We start from the raw sequence: 22,344 nt of genomic DNA, 5'->3' as shown, positions 1-22,344 counted from the left end.
TACGTCCGCCACCGAAGTGAGGCCCTCGGCTGTCGCCCGGGCCCACGCCCGCCCACTGGCTGCCCGAGGCGCCTCGGGCAGCCAGCGCCCGGGCCGCGCGGCGTTGCGCGTCGAGTTCGGCGTGGGTCGGATCGGCAGCAGCCGGGGCGCCGGTGACCCCGTCGCGGTCCTCATCGGCGGCGGGGCGTCGTCGCTCCGGAGGAGAGCCGGCGGCCGGTGCGGTGGTCCTTCCCGCCGCTCTTCGGCGGGGTCTCGGGGAAGGGCCGTAGCGGATATGGGGGCATCGCCCCCATGTTTCCGTTGCGGGCCCGGCGGTGCACCGGCGGTGCCCGTCGGAACCCGGTGGCGGCGGGCAGGTGGGGCGGTGCGGACGGCGACTGCGGGCGCAGGGCCGGGCGGGCGGTGAAGGGCGCGGGGACGGTGGTGCGGGGCGGTCGCGGCGCTGCCGGTCCGCGCCGTCGTCGGGTCGGAGAAACTGGGTGCCCGCCCCCGATGCCGCTCGTGGCGCCGCGGCCGATGCTCTTGTCCTGTCAGGCAGAGGCCGATTCCCAGGAGGAGCCGATGGGCGAACCGGTGAGAGTCAGCATCGTCGCGCAGGACCCGATACTGGAGGCTGGTACCCGGAGCAGCCTCCAGTACCACGGCGACATCGCGGTGGCGCTGTCCGGGGAGCGGGCGCAGGTCGCGGTCATGATGGTGGACCGGGTGGCCCCGCAGGTGATGAACGCGGTGCGGGCCGGGCGCGAGGCGGACGAGCGACAGGAAGTGGTTCTGGTCGCGACCGAACTGGCGGCCGATGACGCGGTCCAGGCGTTCGCTGCGGGCATCCGAGGGCTGCTGCGTCGTTCCGAGTGCACCGCCGAGCGCCTGGCGTCGACGGTGGTGGCGGCCGCGGCGGGTGACTGCACGCTGCCGCCGGACCTGCTGAACGGGCTGCTGAAGCACGGCCAGGGTGCCGACGTCCGCCGCCCGGACACGGGCGGTGTGGCGGCGCCCGGCGGCTCGGCGCTGTCGGAGCGGGAACGGGCGGTCCTGCGGCTGGTCGCGGACGGCCGGGAGACCGAGGAGATCGCACGTGAACTGTGCTACTCGCCCCGGACCGTGACCACCGTGGTCCACGACGTCACCCGGCGGTTCCAGCTGCGCAACCGGGCTCACGCGGTGGCCTTCGCCCTGCGGACGGGACTGCTGTGATCGCGACGGCGGCCCCGTCCGCGACCGCCTCGGCCGCCACCACGCCGCGGGCGGGGGTGCGGGTGCGGGTGCGGGTGCGGTCGAGCGACGCGACGGCGCGCGCGGTGGTGGAGGCCAAACTGATCAGCGCGGGGCTCCGGCCGGCCGAAACGCCGGACCCGTTCCCGCAGGACGTGCTGGTGGCCGTCGGCGACACCGTGGAGGCCGCGATCGGGGTCATCCGGCCCGGCCTGCCGGACGGTCGCGAGCAGCTGCTGGTGGTGGCCGACGTGCTGTCCCGCCACGGCGCCTTGCAGGCGTTGCGGGCGGGCGCGCGGGCCATGGTGCTGTCCGCCGAGGCGACGCCGGAGCGGCTGGCCGCGACCATTCACTCGGCTCACCGCGGCGAGGGCCGGCTCTCCCACCTGGCGCTGGCCCGCCTGCTCGACGAAACGCCGGAGCCTGCCGGGCCCGGGCGGCGGCCGGGCACCCCGACGCTGACCGGCCGTCAGCTGGAGGTGCTGCGGCTGATGGCGGACGGCCACGGCAACGAGGCGATCGCCGCGACGCTGCGTTGCTCCAAGCACACCGTCAAGAACGTGATCTACGAGCTGATGGGCCAGCTCCAGGTACGTAACCGGGCCCACGCGGTGGCGCACGCGGTGCGCACCGGGCTGATCTGACCCCGGACCGGGCCGCACGAAGTGCCGGACCGGGACAAACGCGCAACGACGCGGCCGCGCGGCTGCCATTCGTTCCCTGGTGCCGTGCCACGGTCCGGCGGCACGCTGCTCCTGCCCATGTCCGCCCGGCGGGCATGGCGGCTCTCCCTCCACCCGCGCTGCCACGAGCGGCTACAGCGGCTGCGTTCCCTGCCGAGAGGACCCGATGGACATCGCCGAGGACACCCCGATCACCGGTCACGAGTCGCGGCCAGCACCGGAGTTCAAGATATTCGAGGAGCTGGAATCGGAAGTCCGGCTGTACTGCCGTACGTTCCCGGCCGTCTTCGAACGGGCCAAGGGCGCCGAGCTGTTCGCCGAGGACGGCCGGACGTTCGTCGACTTCTTCTGCGGTGCGGGAACGCTCAACTACGGTCACAACAACGACTTCATCAAGGCCCGGGTGGCCGACTACCTCGCCGCCGACGGCCTCGCGCACGGCTTGGACATGTACACCGTGGCCAAGCGGGACTTCCTGACCGCCTTCGCCGACACCGTGCTGCGGCCCCGCGGGCTGGACTACAAGGTGCAGTTCACCGGGCCGACCGGCACCGACGCCGTGGAGGCCGCGCTCAAGCTCGCCCGCAAGCAGACCGGCCGCTCCGGCCTGGTGGCGTTCACCGGCGCGTACCACGGCATGTCACGTGGTTCGCTCGCGGTGACCGGCAGCCGCCGGGCCCGCCGGGCGGGCGGGGTCAGCGGGCAGGACGTCACGTTCGTGCCGTACGAGGACGGTCCGCAGGGCGGGTTCGACTCGATCGGCTACCTGGAGCGGCTGCTCACCGACCCCTCCTCGGGCGTCGAGCTGCCCGCCGCGGTGATCGTGGAACCGATGCAGATGGAGGGCGGCGTCTATCCGGCGAGCGCCGGCTGGCTGCGCGCCCTGCGTGAGCTGACCGAGCGGCACGGAATCCTGCTGATCCTGGACGAGATCCAGGCCGGCTGCGGCCGCTCCGGCCGGTTCTTCTGCTTCGAGCACGCCGGGATCACCCCCGATGTGGTGACTCTCTCCAAGTCGTTGAGCGGCTACGGGTTCCCGCTCTCCATGGTCCTGTTCAAGCGGGAGCTGGACGTCTGGGAGCCGGGCGAGCACACCGGGACGTTCCGCGGCAACCAGCTGGCCTTCGTCGCCGCCACCGCGGCCTGCGAGCTGTGGCGACAGGATCTCTTCCACGCCCGGCTCGCCGCCTCGATCGACCGCCTGGACCGGTTCCGCGCCGAACTGGACGCGCGGGGACGGGGACTGGTGACGCGCGGGTGCGGGATGGCGCTCGGCATCGACCTCGGCGTCGGCCCGCTGCGCGGCGAGCGGCTGCAGCGGTACGCCTTCGAGCACGGGTTGATCGTCGAGCTGTGCGGCCGCCGTGACGAGGTCGTCAAGCTGCTGCCGCCGCTGACCATCGACCCCGCCGTGCTGGATCGCGGCCTCGACGTGCTGCGGCAGGGCCTGCGGACCATCTGACGACCGGTCGGCGACGCCGCCGGGTCCGTCAACCCCTGTTCCAGACCGTCAAGCCCGTCAAACCCGTCAAGCGCGTCAAAGAAGGAGACCGCAGATGTCCGGTCCGCTACGCCGACATTTGATCTCGATCGACGACCTCGCCTTCGAGGAGATGCACGGCATCGTGCGGCGGGGTGCCGAGTACGCCGCCGGCCGCCGGGAGGACGCCCGCCCGCTGCACGACGCCGTGGTGGGCGTGCTGTTCCGCAAGACCTCCACCCGCACCCGCACCGCCTTCTCGGCCGGCGCCCTGCGCCTGGGCGGCCGACTGATCACCTATGGCCCCGGTGACCTCCAGGAGAACACCGGGGAGACGGTCGAGGACACCACTGCGGTGCTGTCCCGGATGCTCGACGTGCTGGTGACCAGGACCGCCGGCGGCGAGGCCGAGCTGCGGGCCTTCGCCGCCCAGCGGCGGATGGCCGTGATCAACGCGATGAGCGCCGCCGAGCACCCCACCCAGGCCCTCACCGACCTCACCACGCTGCTGCGCCGGTTCGGGCGGATCGACGGCCTGCGAGTGCTCTACCTCGGCGAGGGCAACAACACCGCCTCGGCGCTGACCCTGGCGCTGTCCCGCTACCCCGGCACCCAGCTGCACCTGCGCACTCCGCGGGGGTACGGGGTGGAGCAGTACTACCTCGACCGGGCCGCCGAGTACGCGGCGGCCGGCGGCGCGCTGGTGACGCAGCGGCACGACCCGGCCGACCTGCCCGAGGCGGACGTGATCTACACCACTCGCTGGCAGACCACCGGCACCACCAAGGCCGACCCCGGCTGGCGGCGGGCCTTCGAGCCGTTCCGGGTCGACAAGGCCGTCATGGAGAGCAGTCCCGGTGCGCTGTTCATGCACGACCTGCCCGCGCACCGCGGCGACGAGGTGACCGCCGAAGTGCTGGACGGTCCTGCCTCGATCGCCTTCGAGCAGGCCGAGAACAAGTACCACAGTGCGCGCGCGGTGCTGGAGTGGTGTGTCGGCGGCGCCTCGGCGGGAGGCGGCGATGCGTGAGCCCGTGCTGCTGCCCGGCGGCGGCTGGCGCCTGTGGCGGCACTTCGCGCTGCGGGGACCCGGCTTCCCGGTGACCGGGGTGCTCCGGCTGGCGCCGCCGGACCTGGCCGAGGCGGCCGACCGGTTCGGCGCCGGAGCGGAGCTGGCCGGAGCCGACTGGCGGTCCTTCGAGACCGCCTTCGCCGCCGCGGCCGTGGAGACCGCGCAGGAGTTGCAGAGGATCGCCCGCCGGCCCGACTTCCGGGCGGCGGTGGCCTGGCAGAACCGGGCGGTGCTGCGCACCGGCATCGCGCCGTTCCTGGCCTGGACGCCCAGCGCGGCCGGCCGCACCAGCATGCCGCGCCAGCGCGAGGAGCTGGTGGCGCACTACTGGCAGCGGTTCTGCGTCAAGAACGACACCATCGGTTTCTTCGGACCGGTCGGCTGGGCCACCCTGGACCCGGAGCTGCGCGGGATCGAGGTGGACCACGGCACGGGTCTGATCACCCGGTCCGAGGTCTTCTTCTCCAGCTGGTCGATCGACGAGCTGGCCAGGACGCTGGACCGCGATCCTGGTCTGCGTCCCTGGCTGGCGCCGCGCCGGCTGCCGTACCTACGGATCGAGGAGGAGCAGGTACGGCTCCCGGGGCGGCCCGCGCAGCCGGTGTCGGAGCTGGAACGCCAGGTGCTGCTGCGTTGCGACGGGGTGCGCCCGGCCCGGGACATCCAGCGGGAGCTGGCCGACCGGGCCGCGCCGCGGCAGGTCGAGGAGGTCCTCGACCTGCTCGTCCGGCGGCGCTGGATCGTCTGGCGGCTGGAGGTCCCCGGCTCCGCCCACCCCGAGCGCCACCTGCGAAAGACCCTGGAACGGGTCGGCGATCCGGTGGTCCGCGAACCGGCCCTGGCCGCGCTCGCGGTGCTGGAACACGGCCGGGACCAGGTGCAGGCCGCCGGGACCGACGCGGAGGAGCTGGTCGCGGCGCTAGCCGCCCTGGAGGCCGACTTCGCCCGCCTGACGCAGGCCCCGGCGCAACGCGAGAAGAGCGCCAGGACGGCCCCCAACCGCTCGCTGGTGTACGCGGACTGCCGCCGCTCGGCGACCGCCCGGCTCGGCAGTGCGGTGCTGGAGGCCCTCACCCCGCTGGAGCTGTGCCTGACCGCCTCCCGTTGGATGACCGACCGGTTCGCCGAGGTCGTCGGCGCGCGGATCACCGAGGCCTACCGGCGGCTGTGCGCGCGGGACGGGACGGTGGACCTGGGCTCGCTCTGGTTCGAGTGCCTGCCCGCTCCGCACAGCCGCTCGATCGCCGACATCGACGCCATCCAGGAGGAACTGCGCGAGCGCTGGGCGGCCGTCATCGCGGCCCCCGAGGGTGTCCGCCGGGTGGAGCGGGCCTCGGCCGACATCGCCGAGCAGGTGCACAAGGCGTTCGGGGAGCCGGGCACCGGCTGGTCGCTGTCCCGCTACGCCAGCCCGGACGTGATGCTCATCGCCGAGGACCTGCGGGCCGTGGAGCGGGGCGAGTTCAGTCTGGTGCTCGGCGAGCTGCACGTGGCGATGAACACGCTGGGCGCCTCGCTCTTCGTCACCCAGCACCCGGACCGCGAGGAGCTGATCGCGGAGACCACGGCGGACTTCCCCGGGCCCCGGCTGGTCCCGATGCTGCCCAAGGAATTGCCGCTGATCCGCTGGTCCGCGCGCAGCCGGCCGGCGCTGGACCGCCCGCAGGACTACTACGTCGCGCTGGTGGACCACACGGCCGACCCGCGCCGGCCGCGCACCGTGCGCTGTGCGGACGTCGCGGTGGAGGAGCGGGCGGGCCGGCTGGTCGCCGAACTGCCCGACGGCGCCGTGTTCGACCTGCTCGACGTCTTCTGCCACGCGATGACCAACCGGGTGATGGACCGGTTCCGGCTCCGCCCGGACGCCGACCACTCCCCGCGGGTCACCGTGGACAAGATGGTCCTCTCCCGCGAGACCTGGCGCTTCGCCGCCGGTCAGCTGCCGTTCGCCACCGAGAAGAGCGAGGCGAAGCGGTTCGTCCGGGCCCGCCGGTGGCGGGCCGCGACGGAGCTGCCGCGGCACGTCTTCGTGGTCTCGCCCGCCGAACCCCGGCCGTTCTACGTGGACTTCGACAGCCCGGTGTACGTCAACATCCTGGCCAAGGCGATCCGCCGGCTGGCCGCCCGGGACCCGCAGGCACGGCTGACCGTCTCCGAGATGCTCCCGGCGCCGGACCAGGCCTGGCTCACCGACGACCTGGGCAACAGGTACACGTCCGAGCTGCGCTTCGTCGCGGTCGACCGCTCGAAGCTGCCGGGCGGTGCCGGATGATCGAAGATCCGACCGTGGAGCCGTGCTACGTCGACGCGATCGCGGCGCACGCCGCGGCGACCCCCGGCGCCCCCGCCCTGGTCACCGCGGACGGCGTCCTGACGTACGGCGAACTGATGACCCGTGTCGACGGGTTGGCCCGGTACCTGGCCGCGCGCGGAGTCGGTCCCGAGCGGGTCTGCGCGGTGGCGCTGGAGCGCGGCCCGGACGCCGTCGTGGCGATGGCCGCCGTCTCCCGGGCCGGCGGTGCCTTCCTCACCCTGGACGTGGACGCGCCGCCGCCACGGCTGCGGGCGATGACCGACAGCGCCCGGGCCGGTGTCCTGCTCACCACTGCCGCTCTGGCCGGGAAGCTCCGGCTCGCCGTCCCCGGGCCGACCGTGCTGATCGACTCCGGGGCCCGGGCCGGCGGTGACGGCGCGTCGGAGGCGGCCGAGCGAACCGCGCCGCCGCGGATCGTGGCGTCCTCGCTGGCGTACGTCTCGCACACGTCCGGCTCGACCGGTGCGCCCAACGCGGTGTTGATCGAGCACCGCGGGCTCACCCGCTACCTGCGGTTCATCGCCCGCGACTACGGGCTGGGCCCGCACACCACCGCGCTGCAACTGGCTCCGCTCGGCTACGACGCGTCGGTCCGGGACACATTCGCCCCGCTGGTCGCCGGCGCCCGGCTGGTGCTGGCGGACCGCTCGGTACTGCTCCGGGCGGAGGGTTTCGCCGAGACAGTGCGGCGGTTCGGCGTGGACACGGTGCTCAGCGCCACGCCGTCGCTGCTCACCTTCCTGACCCGGCACGAGGCGATCGCCCCGGAGCTGCGCGGGCTGCGGCTGACCGTCTCCAGCGGGGAGTCGCTGCGTCCGTTCCTCGCCGCCGGCGGCCGCCGGGCGCTCGGCGGCGCGCTGGTCAACCAGTACGGCCCGACCGAGTGCACCATGACCTCGACCCGGCTGCACCTGTCCGAACGGCCGGAGACCACCGCCGATCTGATCGGCACGCCTATCGACGGGGTCGCCGTCCGGCTGCTGGACGGCGGGTGCGACCCGGTGGCGGACGGCGAGGTCGGCGAGATCCACATCGCCGGCGCCGGCGTGGCGCGCGGCTACTGCGGCCGCCCCGCGCTGACCGCCGAGCGCTTCCTGCCCGATCCGGCGGGGCCGCCCGGAGCGCGGATGTACCGGACCGGCGACCTGGCCCGGCGGCGGCCCGACGGCAACCTGGAGTACCTGGGCCGCAGCGACCGGCAGATCAAGATCCGCGGCTACCGGGTGGACCCGGCGGAGATCGAGGGCGAGTTGCTCAGCCATCCCGCGGTGACCGGCGCCGTGGTCACCGCGGAGAGCGACGGCCAGGGCCGCGCCTACCTGGTCGCCCATGTCTCCGGGTCACTGGCCGGGATCACCGACGCCGGGCTCCGCGCCCACCTGATGCGGACCCTGCCGTTCCATCTGATACCGCGCCGCTTCGTCCGGATCGACCGGATGCCCACCACCGGCACCGGCAAGACCGACCGCCGCGCGCTGGCCTCCCCGCCCCCGGGCCGGACACCGTGACGGCCCTGCCGACCCGGCTCGGGCTGGCGGACGTCCGGGCGGCGGCCGACCGGATCGCCGCCCGGGTGCGCCGCACCCCGCTGCTGGCCCTCGACGCGCTGCCGGGCATCCTGCTCAAGGCCGAACACCTCCAGCACGGCGGCTCCTTCAAGGTCCGCGGCGCCGCCAACGCGATGGCCGGTGCCACCGCCGGCGAGATCGTCGCCGGCTCCTCCGGCAACCACGGCATCGCGGTGGCCCGCAACGGCCGGGCCCTCGGCGTCCCGGTCACCGTGGTGATGGCGGCCGGGGCCAGCGCCGACAAGGAGCGGGTCATCCGCTCGCTGGGCGCGCGGGTGCTCCGGGTGGACGGCGGCGTGACCGAGCGGGAACGGCGGGCCCTGGCCCACGCGGAACGGACCGGCGCGCTGTTCGTGCCCTCCTCCGACCACGAGTTGGTGGTCGCGGGCCAGGGCACGGTCGGCCTGGAGATCTTCGAGCAGGCGCCCGAGGTCGACACCGTCTTCGTCCCGACCGGCGGCGGCGGCCTGCTCGCCGGTATCTGCCTGGCCGCGCGGGCGGTCCGCCACCCGGTGCGGATCATCGGCGTGGAGCCGGTCGGGGCCGACCGGTACGCCCGCTCGCTGGCCGCCGGACGACCGGTCGCCGTGCCGCCGTCGGCCACCGTCGCCGACGGGCTGCGCGGGCAGCTGCCGGGCACCGTCACGTTCCCGATCGTCCGGGAGCGGGTGGACGCGCTGGTCGTGGTCGCGGACGAGGCGATCCTGCGGGCCATGCGGCTGCTGCACCGGGCGGGCGTCCCCGCCGAGCCCAGCGGCAGCGTCGCGCTGGCCGGGGCGCTCTGTCCGGCGGGCCGCCGGCTGCGCGGCGAGCGCGTCGCCGTCGTGGTGTCGGGCGGTAACACGCCCGCCGCACTGTCCGCCGGGCTGCCGGACCGTCCTCCGGACGGTGCCGTCTGACCCCCGCGGTACCGCCGGCACCGGGCCGGCGGTACCGCACCGTTTCCCGGCATCGCGCCGACTGACCCGTACAGCAGACAACCACTGACTCGGAGGTACCGGATGACCAGCACGCACAGTCCGCAGGTGACGGCGGCAGAACTGCCCGAGCTGATCGCCTCCTTCTACCGGGAGACGCTCGGCGACGACGGGCTGGACACCTCCAGCGACTTCTTCGAGGCGGGCGGCGACTCGCTCAGCGCCTTCCAGATCACCGCCCGGCTGCAACAGGCCGTCGGTGTCGAGGTGCCGGTCGCCCTGGTCTTCACCTACCCGTCGCCCGAGGACCTCGCCATGGTCGTCATCGCCGACGCCCACCTGAGCTAGAGGAGGCACCATGGGTGGGACGACTGTCCCGCTGGGGGACACATGGCGGCTGTGGCGGCAGTTCGCCCTGCGCGGGCCGGGCTTCCCGGCCGACGGGGTGCTGCGGCTGGCAGCGCCCGAACTGGCCCGGGCAGCCGACGCGCTGGGCCCTCGGGCCGCGTTGACCGGGGCCGCGTGGAAGACCTTCGAGGCGGCTTTCGCCGAGGCCGCGGTGGACGGCGCCCGGGAGTTGCAGCGGATCGCCGCCCGGCCGGACTTCCAGGCCGCCGTGGCCTGGCAGAACCGCGCGGTGGTCGGCCGTGCCGTGGAACCGTTCGTGCGCTGGGAGCCGAGCGCGGCCGGGCGGACCAGCGGCCACCGGCAGCGCGAGGAACTGGTGGCGCACTACTGGCAGCGGTTCTGCGTCAAGAACGACACCATCGGCTTCTTCGGACCGGTCGGCTGGGGCACTCTCGACCCGGACCGGACCGGCGTGACGGTGGAACCGGGCGAGGGCCTGGTGGCCGGGACCGAGGTGTACTTCTCCAGCTGGTCGATCGACGAGCTGGCCAAGGTCCTGGACGCCGACCCGCGGCTGCGCGAATGGGTCGCCCCGCGCCGTATGCCGTACCTGCGGACCGGCGCGGCGGCGGTCCTGCCGCCCGGCCGGCCCGCGCAGCCGGCCACCGAACTGGAGCTGGCGGCCCTGCGGCTGTGCGACGGCCGGCGCCCCGTCCGGGAGATCCGGCGGCAGCTGGCCGGCCGGGCCACGCCGCAGCAGGTCGAGGACCTGCTCGATCAGCTGGTGCGGCGGCGCTGGATCGTCCGCAAGCTGGAGGTGCCGGCCGGCACCCATCCCGAACGGCACCTGCGGGACTGGCTGGAGCGGGTCGGCGACGAGCAGGCGCGCCGGCGCGGCCTCGGCATGCTGGAGGTGCTCGAACGCGGCCGGGCCGCAGTCGCCGCGGCGGCCACCGGGCCCGAGCTGACCGCGGCGCTGGCCGCCCTGGAAGCCGGCTTCCGGGAGCTGACCGACACGGCGGCGGCCCGCGAGAAGGGCGGCACCACCGCGCCCTGCCGCACCCTCGTCTACTCGGACAGCATCAGGGCCGCGACCGCCACGGCCGGCACCGAGGTACTGCGGGCGCTGGAGCCGCTGGACCTGCTCATGACCAGCGCGGGCTGGCTGACCTCGCGGCTGGCCTCCCGGGTGCTGGCCCTGGCCGAACAGGTCCACGAGCGGCTGAGCACGGCCGGCGGGCCGGTGGACCTGGCGTCGTTCTGGTTCGCCTGCATGCCGATCCTGCACGGTGACGCGGTCGGCGAGGCGGCCGCCTTGCAGCGCGAGTTCTGGCACCGCTGGTCCGTGATCCTGCGCCTGCCGGAACGCGAGGGCAACGTCGTGGTCGCCGCGGCGGACATCGCCGGGGCGGTGCGGGCCGCCTTCGGCGAGCGGTCGGCCGGCTGGACCGCGGCGCGCTACCTCAGTCCGGACGTGATGCTCGCCGCCGACGGCCCGCAGGCCGTCGAACGGGGCGAGTTCGAGCTGGTGCTCGGCGAGCTGCACGTGGCCATCAACACTCTCGGCGCCTCGCTCTTCGTCCACCAGCACCCGGCCCCGGCCGAGCTGTTCGCGCAGACCGGCCGGGACCACCCGCGGCCGCGGCTGATGCCGCTGCTGCCCAAGGAGCACCGGGCCCGGCTCTCCACCCGGGTCCGGCACGCCCTGGTCCGCCCCGAGGACTACCAGATCGCCCTGCTCGACCACGGCGCCGACCCGCGTCGGGAGCGCACCGTGCCGAGCGCCGAGGCGGTGGTGGAGCGGCAGGACGGCCGCCTGGTGGTCCGGCTGCCCGACGGTGCGGTCTTCGGCGTGCTGGACGTCTTCGCGCACGTGCTGACCTCGCTGGTGATCGACCTGTGCCGGCTGCTGCCGGAGGCCGATCACACGCCCCGGATCACCGTGGACCGGCTGGTACTGGCCCGGGAGACCTGGCGGTACGCCGGCGGCGCGCTGGACTGCGCCCAGGACAAGAACGAGGCGCGCCGCTTCGTGCGGGTCCGCCGCTGGCACGCCGCGAGTGGGCTGCCCCGGTTCGTCTTCGTCACCACGCCGGCCGAACCGCGGCCGTTCTACGTGGACTTCCAGAGCCCGGCGTACGTCAACCTGTTCGCCAAGGCGGTCCGGCGGCTGGCCCGGCAGGACCCGGAGGGCCGGCTGACGGTCACCGAGATGCTGCCCGGCCCGCAGCAGACCTGGCTCACCGACGACCAGGGCCATCGCTACACCAGCGAGCTGCGCTTCGTCGCCCTCAGAGACTGACACCGGCCGGCCGGGCCGCCACGGGGACCCACCGGGGCGGCCCGGCACCATGCCGCCCCGAGCCGCCACGGCTCGGGGCGGTTATCGGTACGGATACGCCTCCGCGGGGGCCGGTAGCGGGCCGGTGCCGGGCGGCGCCGGCTCGGCCGACCGGCCGCACGGGTGGGCCCCCGCCGAGGCGGGGGCCCACCCGTGCGGCCGCGCGGTGCACGCCGCCCCGTCCTGGCTCCCGCAGCGCCACGGTTCCGGCCGGGATGCCGGGTCCGGCGGCCGGCCGCGGGAGGAGCGGGGCCGCGGCGGGCGGCTCGCCGCGGCCACGACCGAGATCAGGACGGCGGCGGACGGGACGGTGACGCCTCGGCACGTTCGGCCGCGGCATCCGGCCCTGTCCGCCGCCGGCTCGGGACGTCAGCCGGTCAGGACGTGGCCGTCGCCGGCCCGGTGCACGCGCGAGCGGCGCAGGTCCCGGGTCGCGAAGGTGCGGTGCAGCCAGCGGTCGCGTCCGTCGTAGCGCGGCGCGAAACCGGTACGGCCGTGCGCCGTCACCCGGTTGTCGACGATCGCCAGGTCACCGGGCAGCAGGTGGTGGGTGAGCGCGTGCGCCGCGAAGAGTCTTTGAAGTTCGAGCATGGCCTGCGCCGCCCGCTCGGTGAGCGGCTCGGTGGCGGCGAAGTCGACCAGCAGGTCCGGGTCCTCGCGAGCGCCGCTGAGCACCGGGTGCGGCCGGGAGTGCGTCGCGGGCAGTGCGAAGGAGGGCGGCGGCGCGGTGCTGAACTCGGGCTCGAAGAGCGCTTCGCGGTGGCCGGCGCCGAGCAGGTGGTACACCTGCCGGATGGAGGCCGTGCGCAGCCCGGCCACCCGGTCGTGGTCCGCCCGCACGCACAGCAGCAGGACGAAGTCGGGGCGGTGCGGGTGGAAGGCGTTCTCGGTGTGGAAGGTCAGCAGGACCGAGCCCTCGTTGCCCTGGAACCGCTCGTTGCCCGGCACCGGGACGACGTCGTGGACCATGGCGCCGGACTTCTCGGGCCGGAAGGAGATCGGCTCACCGAGGGCGTGGGTGAGGAGCATCAGGACGGCCGCGGGCATGGTGGCCCGGCGCCGGACGGAGCCGCTGGCCACCGGGGTCGGCCCGATCAGCTCCTCGTCGACCGGCAGGCCGCGGATCACCAGCGCGCCGGCCGGCCCCGGGTCGCGGCCGAAGTCGGCCAGGGACCTGCGCAAGGAGGCGGGCAGCTCGTGGCGTTGCCGGCCGGCCTGGCGGATCCAGGCGGGATCGTCGATCCGTCCGTCCGCGAAGGACAGGAGGCCGGCGGCCAGGCTCTCGACGGCCATGGACACGCCGGGGTCCAGGGTCACCGCGCTGTCGTACGAGTCCGCTGTGAGAACGGGGGGCATCGGTTCGCTTCCTTCGTCGGTGGTGCGTGGTCGCGGCCGGCGCTCGGCGACGGGCCCGGCGGAGGGACCGTGCGCGCACCGGCCGGTTGGTCAGGCACCGGGACGGGCGGGCCCGGCCGCCCGCCCCGGCCCGGTCGCCTACCGCTGCTCGCCGGCCAGCAGGCCGCTCAGCACCGCCGCGACCTCGGCGACATGAGGGGCCTTCAGGACGCCCAGGTGGTCGCCGCCCACCCGGTGGACCGTCAGCCCGCCGGAGGCCAGCTCCCGCCAGCGCGCGGTGAAGTCCGCGAAGCTGACGCCTTCCGCGACCTCGTGCTCGCCCGCCGCGACGTCGTCACCCGCGAGCAGGTGCAGCCGGCCCTCGTACGGGGTGTGGCGGTAGGCCAGCCGGGTCTGCAGCAGCTCCCGCCAGACCCGGACCCGGCCCGGCCAGAAGTCGTCGCCCGGCTCCGGCGGGGCCACCTCTCCGTCGTCCAGGATTCCGTTGAGCAGGTCACCGGCCCGCTGCCGCAGCTCGGCCACCCGCTCCGGGCCGGCTCCGGAGCGTGCGGCGTCGGTGAGTTGCGCGAACGCCGCCTCGGCCCGCTCGAACCGCCGGACGAACTCGTGCATGTTCTCCCGCTCGTAGGTGTCCAGTGCGGGGTCGAGGAGCAGGAAGGTGACCTCCTCGCCCGCCGCGTGCAGGCGGCGCGCCATCTCGGTGGTGATCTGACTGCCGCCGCACCAGCCGAGCAGGTGGTACGGGCCGCTGGGAGCAATCCGCCGCAACTCGGCCAGGTTCAGTTCGGCGACCTGTTCGACGCTTTTCGGCGCCGGGCAGGGACGACTCAGGCCCGGCCACTCGAAGGCGGCCACCGGCTGGTCCGGGTCCAGGTGGTCGGCCAGCTCGGCGAACCAGTGGGCGCTGCCGGGGTGCACGCAGAACAGCGGCGGCCTGCTGCCAGTGCGGCGCAGCCACACGATCGAATCCGCCGCCCTGGCCTGCGCGCCGCCCGGGCCGTCCGGGTCGCCGGTGTCCTCCGCGGTCTTGTCGCCGGTCACCACGGCGGCCAGCTCGGCCACCGTCCGGTGCCGGTAGAAGTCCTGGAAGGAGAGTTTGTAGCCGTACTCGGCCCGCAGCTTGGTGATCACCTGCATCACGGTCAGCGAGTGACCGCCCAGCTCGGTGAAGCTGTCGTCGATTCCCACCTGCTCGCGCTTGAGCACCGCGGCCCAGGCCCGGGCCAGGATGTTCTCCACGGCCGTGCGCGGGGCGCGGTAGGGGCGGCCGGAGACCGGCTGGGTGTCCTTCGGCAGCCTTGCCAGGTCGATCTTGCCGCTCGCGGTCATCGGCAGCTCGTCGAGCACCAGGTACCTGGACGGCACCAGGTGGGCCGGCAGCACCTGGGCCAGCCGGTCGCGCAGCGCCACCGGATCGAGCGTGCCGCCGCCCGCCGGCACCAGGTACGCGGCCAGTTCCCTCTCCCCCGCCGGCGTGCTGATCACGTGCACCGCGACCTCGCGCACCCGGGCCTCGCGGCGCAGCGCGGCCTCCACCTCGCCCGGCTCGATCCGGTAGCCGCGGATCTTCAGCTGGTGGTCCGCCCGGCCGGCGAACTCCAGCACTCCGTCCTCCCGGTAGCGGGCCAGGTCGCCGGAGCGGTAGAGCCGCTCGCCGGGGCGCGCGGCGTACGGGTCCGGCACGAAGCGTTCGGCGGTCAGCCCCGGCCGCTCGGCGTATCCGCGGGCCACCTGGGCCCCGCCGATGTACAGTTCGCCGACCACTCCGACCGGCACCAGTCCCAGGTCGCGGTCCAGCACCCGCATCGTGGTGTTGGCGAACGGACGGCCGATCGGCAGCACCCCGGCCGGCAGCTCGCCCGGGGTGCCTTCGAGGCGGGAGCAGCCGACGGTGGTCTCGGTCGGGCCGTACTCGTTGTCCACCACGGTGTCCGGCGCGTGCTCGGCCCAGCGCGAGACCATCTCCCGGGTGAGTTCCTCGCCGCCGGCGATCAGGCGTCCGGCCGCGCGGCGCAGCGCCCGCGGCGACAGCGTCTGGTTCAGCAGCGCGAGGTGGGAGGGTGTCAGCTTCAGCAACCCGAACCGTCCGCGCTCCAGCTCCGCCACCAGGGCGTCGATCCCCGGCGTGCCGTCGTCCTCGGTCAGGGTGACCGGCTGGCCGGAGAGCAGCGCGGGGAAGAGCGAGGTGACCGGGAGATCGAAGGCCATCGAGGAGTACAGCGGAGCGCCGGTGCCGCCCAGGGGCCGGTAACCGTCCAGGCACCAGCACACGTAGTTGACCAGGTTGCGGTGCTCGATCATCACGCCCTTCGGGGTTCCGGTCGAGCCCGAGGTGTAGATCACGTACGCCAGTGACTCGGGCGTCACCGGGAGGCCGGGGTTGTCCGGGTCCTGGGCGGCGATGCCGGGGTCCCTGTCGACCAGCAGCGGCTCGGCGGAACTCGCGGTGAGCAGGCCGGCCAGGGCGGTCTCGGTGACCACCACACGGGCGCCGGTCTCGGCGACGAGTCCGGTCAGCCGGGCCGCCGGGTGGCCCGGGTCGAGCGGCAGGTAGCCGGCGCCCGCCTTGAGGACCGCCAGCAGCGCGACCACCAGCTCCGGGCCGCGGCGCAGCAGCACGCCGACCCGGGACTCCTGGCCGACCCCCAGCTCGCCCAGGCGCCTGGCCAGCCGGTTGGCGCGGGCGTTGAGCGCGGCGTAGTCCACGGTGCTGCCGTCGGCGCAGCGCAGCGCCGTGGCCCGCGGGGTCCGCTCGGCCTGCGCCTCGAACAGCTGGTGCAGGCAGGCGTCCGGGTATGCCGCGGCGGGGCCGGTCGCGAACTCGGCCAGCCGGGCGTGCTCCTCGGCGCCCAGGACGCTGCCCCGGGCGTCGCCCAGCGGGTCGGCGGCCATCGCCTCCAGGATCCGCCGGTACAGCGCGGCCAGCCGGCGCCCGCCCGCGCGGCTGATCCGTTCGGGCCGGCCGGAGATGAAGACCACGCCGGGGAAGGTCCACACGTCCAGCGCGAACTCGTTGGGACTGACGTCGACCACCTTGCCGGAGTCGATCTGCCGGCTGTCCAGGACGTGGAAGTCCAGGTAGGTGAAGGCGACGTCGACGAGCGGGGTGCCCTCGCCCCAGGCGCGCTGCATCTCCGGCAGCGGGAACCGGCGGTGCGGCCATGCCTCCACCTCGGCGGTGAAGACCTGCCCGGCCAGTTCGGACCAGGTGGCGCCGGTCAGCTCGACGCCGAGCGGCAGGGTGTTGAGGTGCATGCCGCGGACCAGCTCGCCGCCGTCGGTCTCCAGGCGGCCGTTGCAGACCAGGCCGCTGTGGAAGCGGTGGCTGCCGCTGATCGTGGCCATCGCCTTCAGGTGGGCCGCGAACAGCACGCTCTTGAGCGGCACGCCGGCGGTGGCGGCCAGCCGGCGCAGGCCCGGCTCCAGGTCCCGGAACGGCACGGTGACCTGGAACGGCCGCTCGCCGGATCGCGGATCGGCGGCCCAGGCGGACGGCAGGGCGACCCGCTCGAAGCCGGCTACTTGCGCCCGCCAGAACTCCCGGTCCTCGGCGGAGGCGAGCGAACGGCGCTCCAGAGCGACGTGGTCGGCGAACCGGACGGTGTGCGCGGCCGGTTCGGCCGGGGTCCGTCCGTCGCGGATCGCCCGGTAGTCGCTCATCAGCTCGTCGATCAGCGAGTGGTGGCTCCAGCCGTCGAGGATCGCGTGGCACTCGATGAAGGAGAAGGTCCAGCGGTCGTCGGTGGTCTGGTGGACGTGGAAGCGCAGCATCGGCGCCTCGCCGATGTCGAAGGGGGCGCGGCGGGCCTCGGCGGTGAACCGTTCCAGCTCCGCCCGCGCCTGCTCCTCGTCGAGCCCGCGCAGGTCGTCGTAGCCGACCTGGGCGACGGCCTCGGCGTGTACGAGCTGCAGCGGCTCGGAGAACCCGGTGAGGTCGAAGCTCGTGCGCAGGATCTCGTGCCGCCCGGTGAGCTGCGCGGCCGCCTCGCGCAGTGCCGGCAGCGAGAACGGCGCGTCGTCGATGAACGGGAAGAGCGTGATGTTGTGGTACGGGCTCTCGTCCCGGTCGGCGAGCATCTGGTAGACCATGGCGGCCTGCACCATCGCGAGCGGGTAGGCGTCGACCAGGCCGGGCGGCAGGGCCGCGCGGTCGGCGGGCGACAGCAGCGCGAAGGGCGCGACCCGCTCCTCCTCGGCGCTCGCCGGCCCGCCGGGCGCGGCCGTCTCGGCGAACCCGGCCAGGCCCTCGACGCTCTGGTGCACCAGGAGGTTCTGCACCGTCAGGTCGATGCCGCGCCGGCGCAGCGCGCCGATCACCTTGATCGCACGGATCGAGTCGCCGCCCAGCTCGAAGAAGTTGTCCAGTGCGCCGACCTTCGGCAGGCCGAGCACCTCGGCCCAGGTCTCTGCGACGATCTGCTCGGTCCAGGTCCGGGGGTTGACGTACTCGCCGGCTCCGCGGGCGCCGTGCGCCTCCGGGGCGGGCAGCGCCCGGCGGTCGATCTTGCCGTTGGCCGTCATCGGGAAGGCGTCCAGCGGGACGAAGACGGCGGGCACCATGTAGCCGGGCAGTTTGCGGCCGAGCCGGGCCCGCAGCTCCGCCACCTCGACCGAGTGGCCGGCCCGTGGCGCTACGTACGCGACCAGCCGGGCCTCCCGCTCGCCCGGGCGGCGGTGCGCGATCACCAGGCTGCTCTCCACCTCGGGCAGGCTGCCGAGGACTGCCTCGATCTCGCCGGGCTCGATCCGGTGGCCGCGGATCTTCACCTGCTCGTCGACCCGGCCGAGGAACTCCAGTTCGCCGTCGGCGCCGTAGCGCGCCAGGTCGCCGGTGCGGTACATCCTGCTCCCCGGCACGGTGGCGAACGGGTCGGGCAGGAACCGCTCGGCGGTCAGGCCCGGACGGCCCAGGTATCCGCGCGCCAGGCCGGGTCCGGAGACGTGGAGCTGGCCCGGGACGCCGATCGGCACCTGGTTGAGGTCGGCGTCCAGCAGGTACAGCCGCAGGTCGCCGAGCGGACGGCCGATCGGGCTGCGCCGGGCGCCGGCCTCCTCGCCGGCCCGGATCGGGCGATAGGTGACGTGCACGGTGGTCTCGGTGATGCCGTACATGTTGACCAGGGACGGCCGCTGGTCGCCGAACCGCCGGAACCACGGCGCCAGTTCGGTGACGTCCAGTGCCTCGCCGCCGAAGACCACGGTCCGCACGGCGAGGGCCTCGGGCCGCAGGCCGGCCAGCGCCACCGCCTCCTGAAGACCGCGGAACGCCGAGGGCGTCTGGTTGAGCACGGTGACCCGCTCGGTGACCAGGAGGTCGAGGAAGTCCTGCGGCGAGCGGGAGACGGCGAACGGCACCACGACGACCCGGCCGCCGTTCAGCAGCGCGCCCCAGAGCTCCCAGACCGAGAAGTCGAAGGCGTAGGAGTGGAAGAGCGTCCACACGTCCTCGGGGCCGAAGCCGAAGTCCTGCCGGCAGGAGTCCAGCAGCCGCAGCACGTTGGCATGGGTGACCTGGACGCCCTTGGGCGCTCCGGTGGAGCCGGAGGTGTAGATGACGTACGCGGTGTTGCCGGGACTGGCGAGCGGGACCGGGTCGGTGTCGGGCCAGAGGCGGTCGTCCTCGCCGAGCAGCAGGGTGGTGACGGCCTCCTCGCCCGTGCGCCGGTCGGCGACCAGGGTCGTCACCCCGGCGTCGGCCAGGATGAAGCCGAGCCGGTCGGCCGGCTGTGCCGGATCCAGCGGGAGGTAGCCCGCCCCGGACTTGAGCACGCCGAGCAACGCCACCACCAGGTCGAGCCCGCGCTCGAAGCGTACTCCGACCAGTTCCTCCGGACCGGCGCCGAGCGCGCGCAGCCGGTGGGCCAGGCGGTTGGCCCGGGCGTTCAGCTCGCCGTAGCTGAGCGAGACGCCGTCGCAGCCTACGGCGGGCGCGTCGGGCGTACGGCCGGCCCAGTACTCGAAGACCTCGGGCAGGGTCCGTTGGACGGCGTGGCTGCGGCCGGAGCCGCTCCAGGAGGTGAGGAGCGCGCGTTCGGCGTCCGGCAGCAGTTCCAGCCGGTCGATCGGCTTGCCCGGGTCGGCGACGATGTCGGCCAGCAGCCGCAGGTAGCGCGCGATCGTCCGGTGGATCGTGGCCTCGTCGAACAGCGCGGTGGCGTATTCCAGTTGGCCGGTGACCGTGCCCTCGGCGGTGCTGCCGAGCGCCAGGCCGAGGTCGAACTTGGCGGTGCGCCAGTCCACCGGCCGCAGCTCGGCGCGCAGCGCGCCCGGCTCGGCCGGGGTGTGGGCGGTCAGCTGGAAGACCACCTGGAAGATCGGGTTGCGAGAGGGGTCGCGCTCGGGCGCCAGCTCGTCCACCAGTCGTTCGAACGGCGTCTCCTGGTGGGTGAACGCGCCGAGGGCGGTCTCCCGGACCCGGCCGAGGAGTTCGAGGAAGGACGGGGCACCGGACAGATCGGTGCGCAGTGCCACCGTGTTGGCGAACAGGCCGACCATGGCCTGCGTCTCGGCCCGGTCCCGGCCCGCCACCGGGGTACCGACCACCACGTCGCGCTGACCGCAGCTGCGGCCGAGCAGCAGCTGGAAGGCGGCCAGGAACACCATGAACGGGGTCGCGCCCTCGCCTCGTCCCAACTCGACGAGTCGCTCGACCAGTTCGGCCGGGATGGTGAAGGACGCGGTGGCGCCTGCGGGGTCCCGGACCGGGCCGCGCGGCCGGTCGGTGGGCAGCGCCAGCGGAGTGAGGCCGGCCAGGGTGGTGCGCCAGTAGGCGAGCTGGGCCGCCAGGCGGTCACCGGAGAGGTGCTCGCGCTGCCAGGCGGCGAAGTCCGCGTACTGCGGGCCGGCCGGTTGCGAAGGCGCGGGCCGCCCGGCGGCGAAGGCCTCGTAGAGCTGGTCGAGTTCGCCGAGCAGCACGCTCTCGGACCATCCGTCGGTGGCGATGTGGTGCAGGGTCAGCAGCAGCGCGTGGGCTTCGTCGCCGAGCCGGACGAGCAGCGCCCGGACCGGATGCTCGGCCGCCAGGTCGAAGGGGCGCCGGCCGTCCTCGGCCACCAGTTCGGCGAGCCGCCGCTCGGCCCGCGCGAGGGCCTCGCCGGGGCCGCCGTCCTGGTCGTCCGCGGCGCGCAGGTCCACGGTGGTCAGGGCGATCGGTCCCGGTTCGTCGATCACCAGGACCGGCTCGTCGTCCACCGCGGGATAGCGGGTGCGCAGCACCTCGTGCCGGGCCGCCAGCGCGTCCAGGGCCCGCCGCAGCGCCACCGGGTCGACCGGGCCGGGCAGGCGCAGCAGCAGCGGCACGAGGTACTCGGTGCCGCCCGGCTGGAGCTGGTCGAGCACCCACATCCGGTGCTGCGCGAACGACAGCGGGAGAGCGCCGTCCCGGGCGACGGGGGCGATCCCGTCCTGCCGCTTCTTCGTCAAGCCGCGCAGCCGCCGCTGCAGCAGCTCCGTGCGGGAGCTCGGGCTCGTACTCATCCTTCGCCTTCCTGTGCGTGCGACGGGTCCGGCCCGGCGACGGTCCACCGGCCAGGCAGCAGCCTGCCGACGGCACACGGGCCGGCGGCAGGGTCAGCGCGGCGATCCTTCCGGCCGCGGACTGCGCGTGTGACTGCCGGTCCTTCTCTGGGCCGGGGACGGCAGGCCTCCCAGCATCGAGCCATGACCCACACCGTGCGCGAGGAAGTCCCCCGGAACGTCAAGCCGTTGCTGCGCAACCGGGACTTCGTCCTGCTGTGGCAGGCCGCGGCGGTGTCCGGGCTGGGCTCCAACGCCTCCAGCGTGGCCTATCCGCTGCTGATCCTCGCGCTGACCGGCTCCCCGGCCGACGCCGGACTCACCGGCTTCATCGCCCTGCTGCCCCAACTGCTGTTCCAGCTCCCGGCCGGAGCGCTGGTCGACCGCTGGAACCGGCGGCGGACGATGATCATCTGCGATGTGCTGCGCGCCCTGGCCATCGGCAGCGTGGCGGCGGCCCTGCTGCTGCACCGGCTCTCGCTGCCGCACGTGCTCGCGGTCGGGTTCGCCGAGGGCACGCTGACGGTGTGCTTCCGGATCGCCGCCTCGGCGGCCGTCCCCAACGTGGTGCACCCTTCCCAGCTCGCCGCCGCGCTCTCCCGCAACGAGGCGCGGGCGCGCGGCGCCGCGATGCTCGGCCAGCCGCTCGGCGGCGTGCTCTTCGGCCTCGGCCGGGCGGTGCCGTTCCTCTTCGATGCCGCCAGCTACCTGTGGTCGCTGGTCTGCCTGCTGCTGATCCGCCGCGAGTTCCAGGCCGAGCGGCGCCCGCGCACCGCCCCGCTGCACCGCGAACTCACCGAAGGCGTGCGCTGGTTGTGGCGACAGCCGTTCCTGCGTACCACCACCTTCCTGATCGCCGGGAGCAACCTGCTGTTCCAGGCGCTCTTCCTGACGGTCATCGTGATGGCCCGCGGACGGCACGGCTCGTCCGCCGCGATAGGCGTGATGTTCGGGGTCGCGGCGATGGGCGGGGTGCTCGGCTCGCTGCTCGCGCCGGCGGTGGAGCGCCGGTTGTCGATGCGGACCGTGGTGATCGGCGCCAACTGGCTCTGGGCCCTGCTCACTCCGGTGCTGCTGGTGGTCCGCGACCCGTACCTGATCGGCGTGGTGTACGCGTTGATGTGTTTCGTCGGCCCGGTGTGGAACGTGGTCGTCTCGGCCTACCAGCTGGCCGTCACGCCCGACGCCATCCAGGGCCGGGTGCTCGGCGCGGTCGGTCTGGTCGCCTTCGGCGCCATCCCGCTCGGCTCCCTGGTCGGCGGCCAGCTGCTTGCCGGACCGGGCGCGCACGCCACCGTCTGGGCGCTCGCCGCATGGATGGTCCTGCTGGCCGTGACCGCCACGCTCAGCCCTTCGGTGCGCTCCGCCCCCACGCTGGCCGGCGCCGCGACGGCCGCCGGCGAGCCGGAGCCGACGCCGGCCGCCTGACGGCCCGCGCACCCGGCCCGCCCCCGCGCGGCGCACGGCTTCCCATCCGTGCGCCGCGCTTCGCCGTTGCCCGCCGGCAGCCTCGTGGCGCGGCCCCGCCCGCCCGCGAT

General features: G+C 74.5%; 12 protein-coding genes. 10 read left to right on the top strand and 2 right to left on the bottom strand.

Features of this window, described 5'->3' with window-relative positions; all coding sequences use genetic code 11:
* The first annotated feature begins 561 nt into the window (after nucleotides 1-561).
* From SCK26_RS36850 to SCK26_RS36810, 9 genes are all read left to right on the top strand, one after another.
* Entirely contained in the window at nucleotides 562-1,194 is a 633-nt protein-coding gene (locus tag SCK26_RS36850) for a response regulator transcription factor (protein WP_318205735.1), read from the top strand.
* Nucleotides 1,191-1,856 carry a response regulator transcription factor gene (locus SCK26_RS36845; protein ID WP_318205734.1) on the top strand — a complete coding sequence of 222 codons (666 nt, stop codon included), beginning with the start codon at nucleotides 1,191-1,193 and terminating at the stop codon, nucleotides 1,854-1,856. The genes SCK26_RS36850 and SCK26_RS36845 overlap by 4 nt, the downstream gene beginning before the upstream one ends.
* Nucleotides 1,857-2,061: 205 nt before the next feature.
* Nucleotides 2,062-3,357, top strand: coding sequence for a diaminobutyrate--2-oxoglutarate transaminase (gene ectB / locus SCK26_RS36840; protein WP_318205733.1), 1,296 nt, complete (start codon nucleotides 2,062-2,064; stop codon nucleotides 3,355-3,357).
* 94 nt (nucleotides 3,358-3,451) lie between these two features.
* A complete protein-coding gene (locus tag SCK26_RS36835) occupies nucleotides 3,452-4,405 on the top strand; it encodes an ornithine carbamoyltransferase (RefSeq protein ID WP_318205732.1) in 954 nt (317 codons plus the stop codon).
* Nucleotides 4,398-6,719 carry a lantibiotic dehydratase gene (locus SCK26_RS36830; protein ID WP_318205731.1) on the top strand — a complete coding sequence of 774 codons (2,322 nt, stop codon included), beginning with the start codon at nucleotides 4,398-4,400 and terminating at the stop codon, nucleotides 6,717-6,719. The genes SCK26_RS36835 and SCK26_RS36830 overlap by 8 nt, the downstream gene beginning before the upstream one ends.
* On the top strand, nucleotides 6,716-8,269 hold the full coding sequence (locus tag SCK26_RS36825) for an amino acid adenylation domain-containing protein (RefSeq protein WP_318205730.1): 1,554 nt from the start codon (nucleotides 6,716-6,718) through the stop codon (nucleotides 8,267-8,269). Before SCK26_RS36830 ends, SCK26_RS36825 begins: the two co-directional genes overlap by 4 nt.
* Complete coding sequence (locus SCK26_RS36820) at nucleotides 8,266-9,228, top strand: threonine/serine dehydratase (protein WP_318205729.1); 963 nt, start codon at nucleotides 8,266-8,268, stop codon at nucleotides 9,226-9,228. Before SCK26_RS36825 ends, SCK26_RS36820 begins: the two co-directional genes overlap by 4 nt.
* A 102-nt stretch (nucleotides 9,229-9,330) precedes the next feature.
* Entirely contained in the window at nucleotides 9,331-9,594 is a 264-nt protein-coding gene (locus SCK26_RS36815; RefSeq protein ID WP_318205728.1) for an acyl carrier protein, read from the top strand.
* A 10-nt stretch (nucleotides 9,595-9,604) separates the two neighbouring features.
* Nucleotides 9,605-11,896 (top strand): lantibiotic dehydratase, encoded by a 2,292-nt coding sequence (locus SCK26_RS36810; RefSeq protein ID WP_318205727.1) that lies wholly within the window; start codon nucleotides 9,605-9,607, stop codon nucleotides 11,894-11,896.
* Between the two features lie 408 nt (nucleotides 11,897-12,304).
* Here the strand turns inward: SCK26_RS36810 and SCK26_RS36805 are convergent, their stop codons facing one another.
* Nucleotides 12,305-13,291: a TauD/TfdA family dioxygenase gene (locus SCK26_RS36805; protein WP_318205726.1), complete on the bottom strand. Its 987-nt coding sequence runs from the start codon at nucleotides 13,289-13,291 to the stop codon at nucleotides 12,305-12,307.
* Between the two features lie 138 nt (nucleotides 13,292-13,429).
* Nucleotides 13,430-20,767, bottom strand: a complete 7,338-nt coding sequence (locus SCK26_RS36800; RefSeq protein WP_318205725.1) for a non-ribosomal peptide synthetase — start codon at nucleotides 20,765-20,767, stop codon at nucleotides 13,430-13,432.
* 183 nt (nucleotides 20,768-20,950) lie between these two features.
* On the opposite strand from SCK26_RS36800, the gene SCK26_RS36795 reads away from it, so the two are divergent.
* Nucleotides 20,951-22,234 (top strand): MFS transporter, encoded by a 1,284-nt coding sequence (locus tag SCK26_RS36795; RefSeq protein WP_318205724.1) that lies wholly within the window; start codon nucleotides 20,951-20,953, stop codon nucleotides 22,232-22,234.
* The last annotated feature ends 110 nt before the right edge of the window (nucleotides 22,235-22,344 follow it).

It is taken from the genome of Streptomyces sp. SCL15-4 (assembly GCF_033366695.1).
Lineage (GTDB): Bacteria > Actinomycetota > Actinomycetes > Streptomycetales > Streptomycetaceae > Streptomyces.
The sequence above is the reverse complement of the archived record's forward strand: the minus strand, read 5'-3'. Positions and strand labels throughout refer to the sequence as shown.

What these genes read in the sequence shown, in the direction of transcription:
- SCK26_RS36825 (WP_318205730.1), top strand. Translation starts at nt 6,716, where the DNA reads ATGATCGAAGATCCGACCGTGGAGCCGTGCTACGTCGACGCGATCGCG.
- SCK26_RS36795 (WP_318205724.1), top strand. Translation starts at nt 20,951, where the DNA reads ATGACCCACACCGTGCGCGAGGAAGTCCCCCGGAACGTCAAGCCGTTG.
- SCK26_RS36800 (WP_318205725.1), bottom strand. Translation starts at nt 20,767, where the DNA reads ATGAGTACGAGCCCGAGCTCCCGCACGGAGCTGCTGCAGCGGCGGCTG.
- SCK26_RS36850 (WP_318205735.1), top strand. Translation starts at nt 562, where the DNA reads ATGGGCGAACCGGTGAGAGTCAGCATCGTCGCGCAGGACCCGATACTG.
- SCK26_RS36835 (WP_318205732.1), top strand. Translation starts at nt 3,452, where the DNA reads ATGTCCGGTCCGCTACGCCGACATTTGATCTCGATCGACGACCTCGCC.
- ectB (WP_318205733.1), top strand. Translation starts at nt 2,062, where the DNA reads ATGGACATCGCCGAGGACACCCCGATCACCGGTCACGAGTCGCGGCCA.
- SCK26_RS36815 (WP_318205728.1), top strand. Translation starts at nt 9,331, where the DNA reads ATGACCAGCACGCACAGTCCGCAGGTGACGGCGGCAGAACTGCCCGAG.
- SCK26_RS36805 (WP_318205726.1), bottom strand. Translation starts at nt 13,291, where the DNA reads ATGCCCCCCGTTCTCACAGCGGACTCGTACGACAGCGCGGTGACCCTG.
- SCK26_RS36830 (WP_318205731.1), top strand. Translation starts at nt 4,398, where the DNA reads ATGCGTGAGCCCGTGCTGCTGCCCGGCGGCGGCTGGCGCCTGTGGCGG.
- SCK26_RS36810 (WP_318205727.1), top strand. Translation starts at nt 9,605, where the DNA reads ATGGGTGGGACGACTGTCCCGCTGGGGGACACATGGCGGCTGTGGCGG.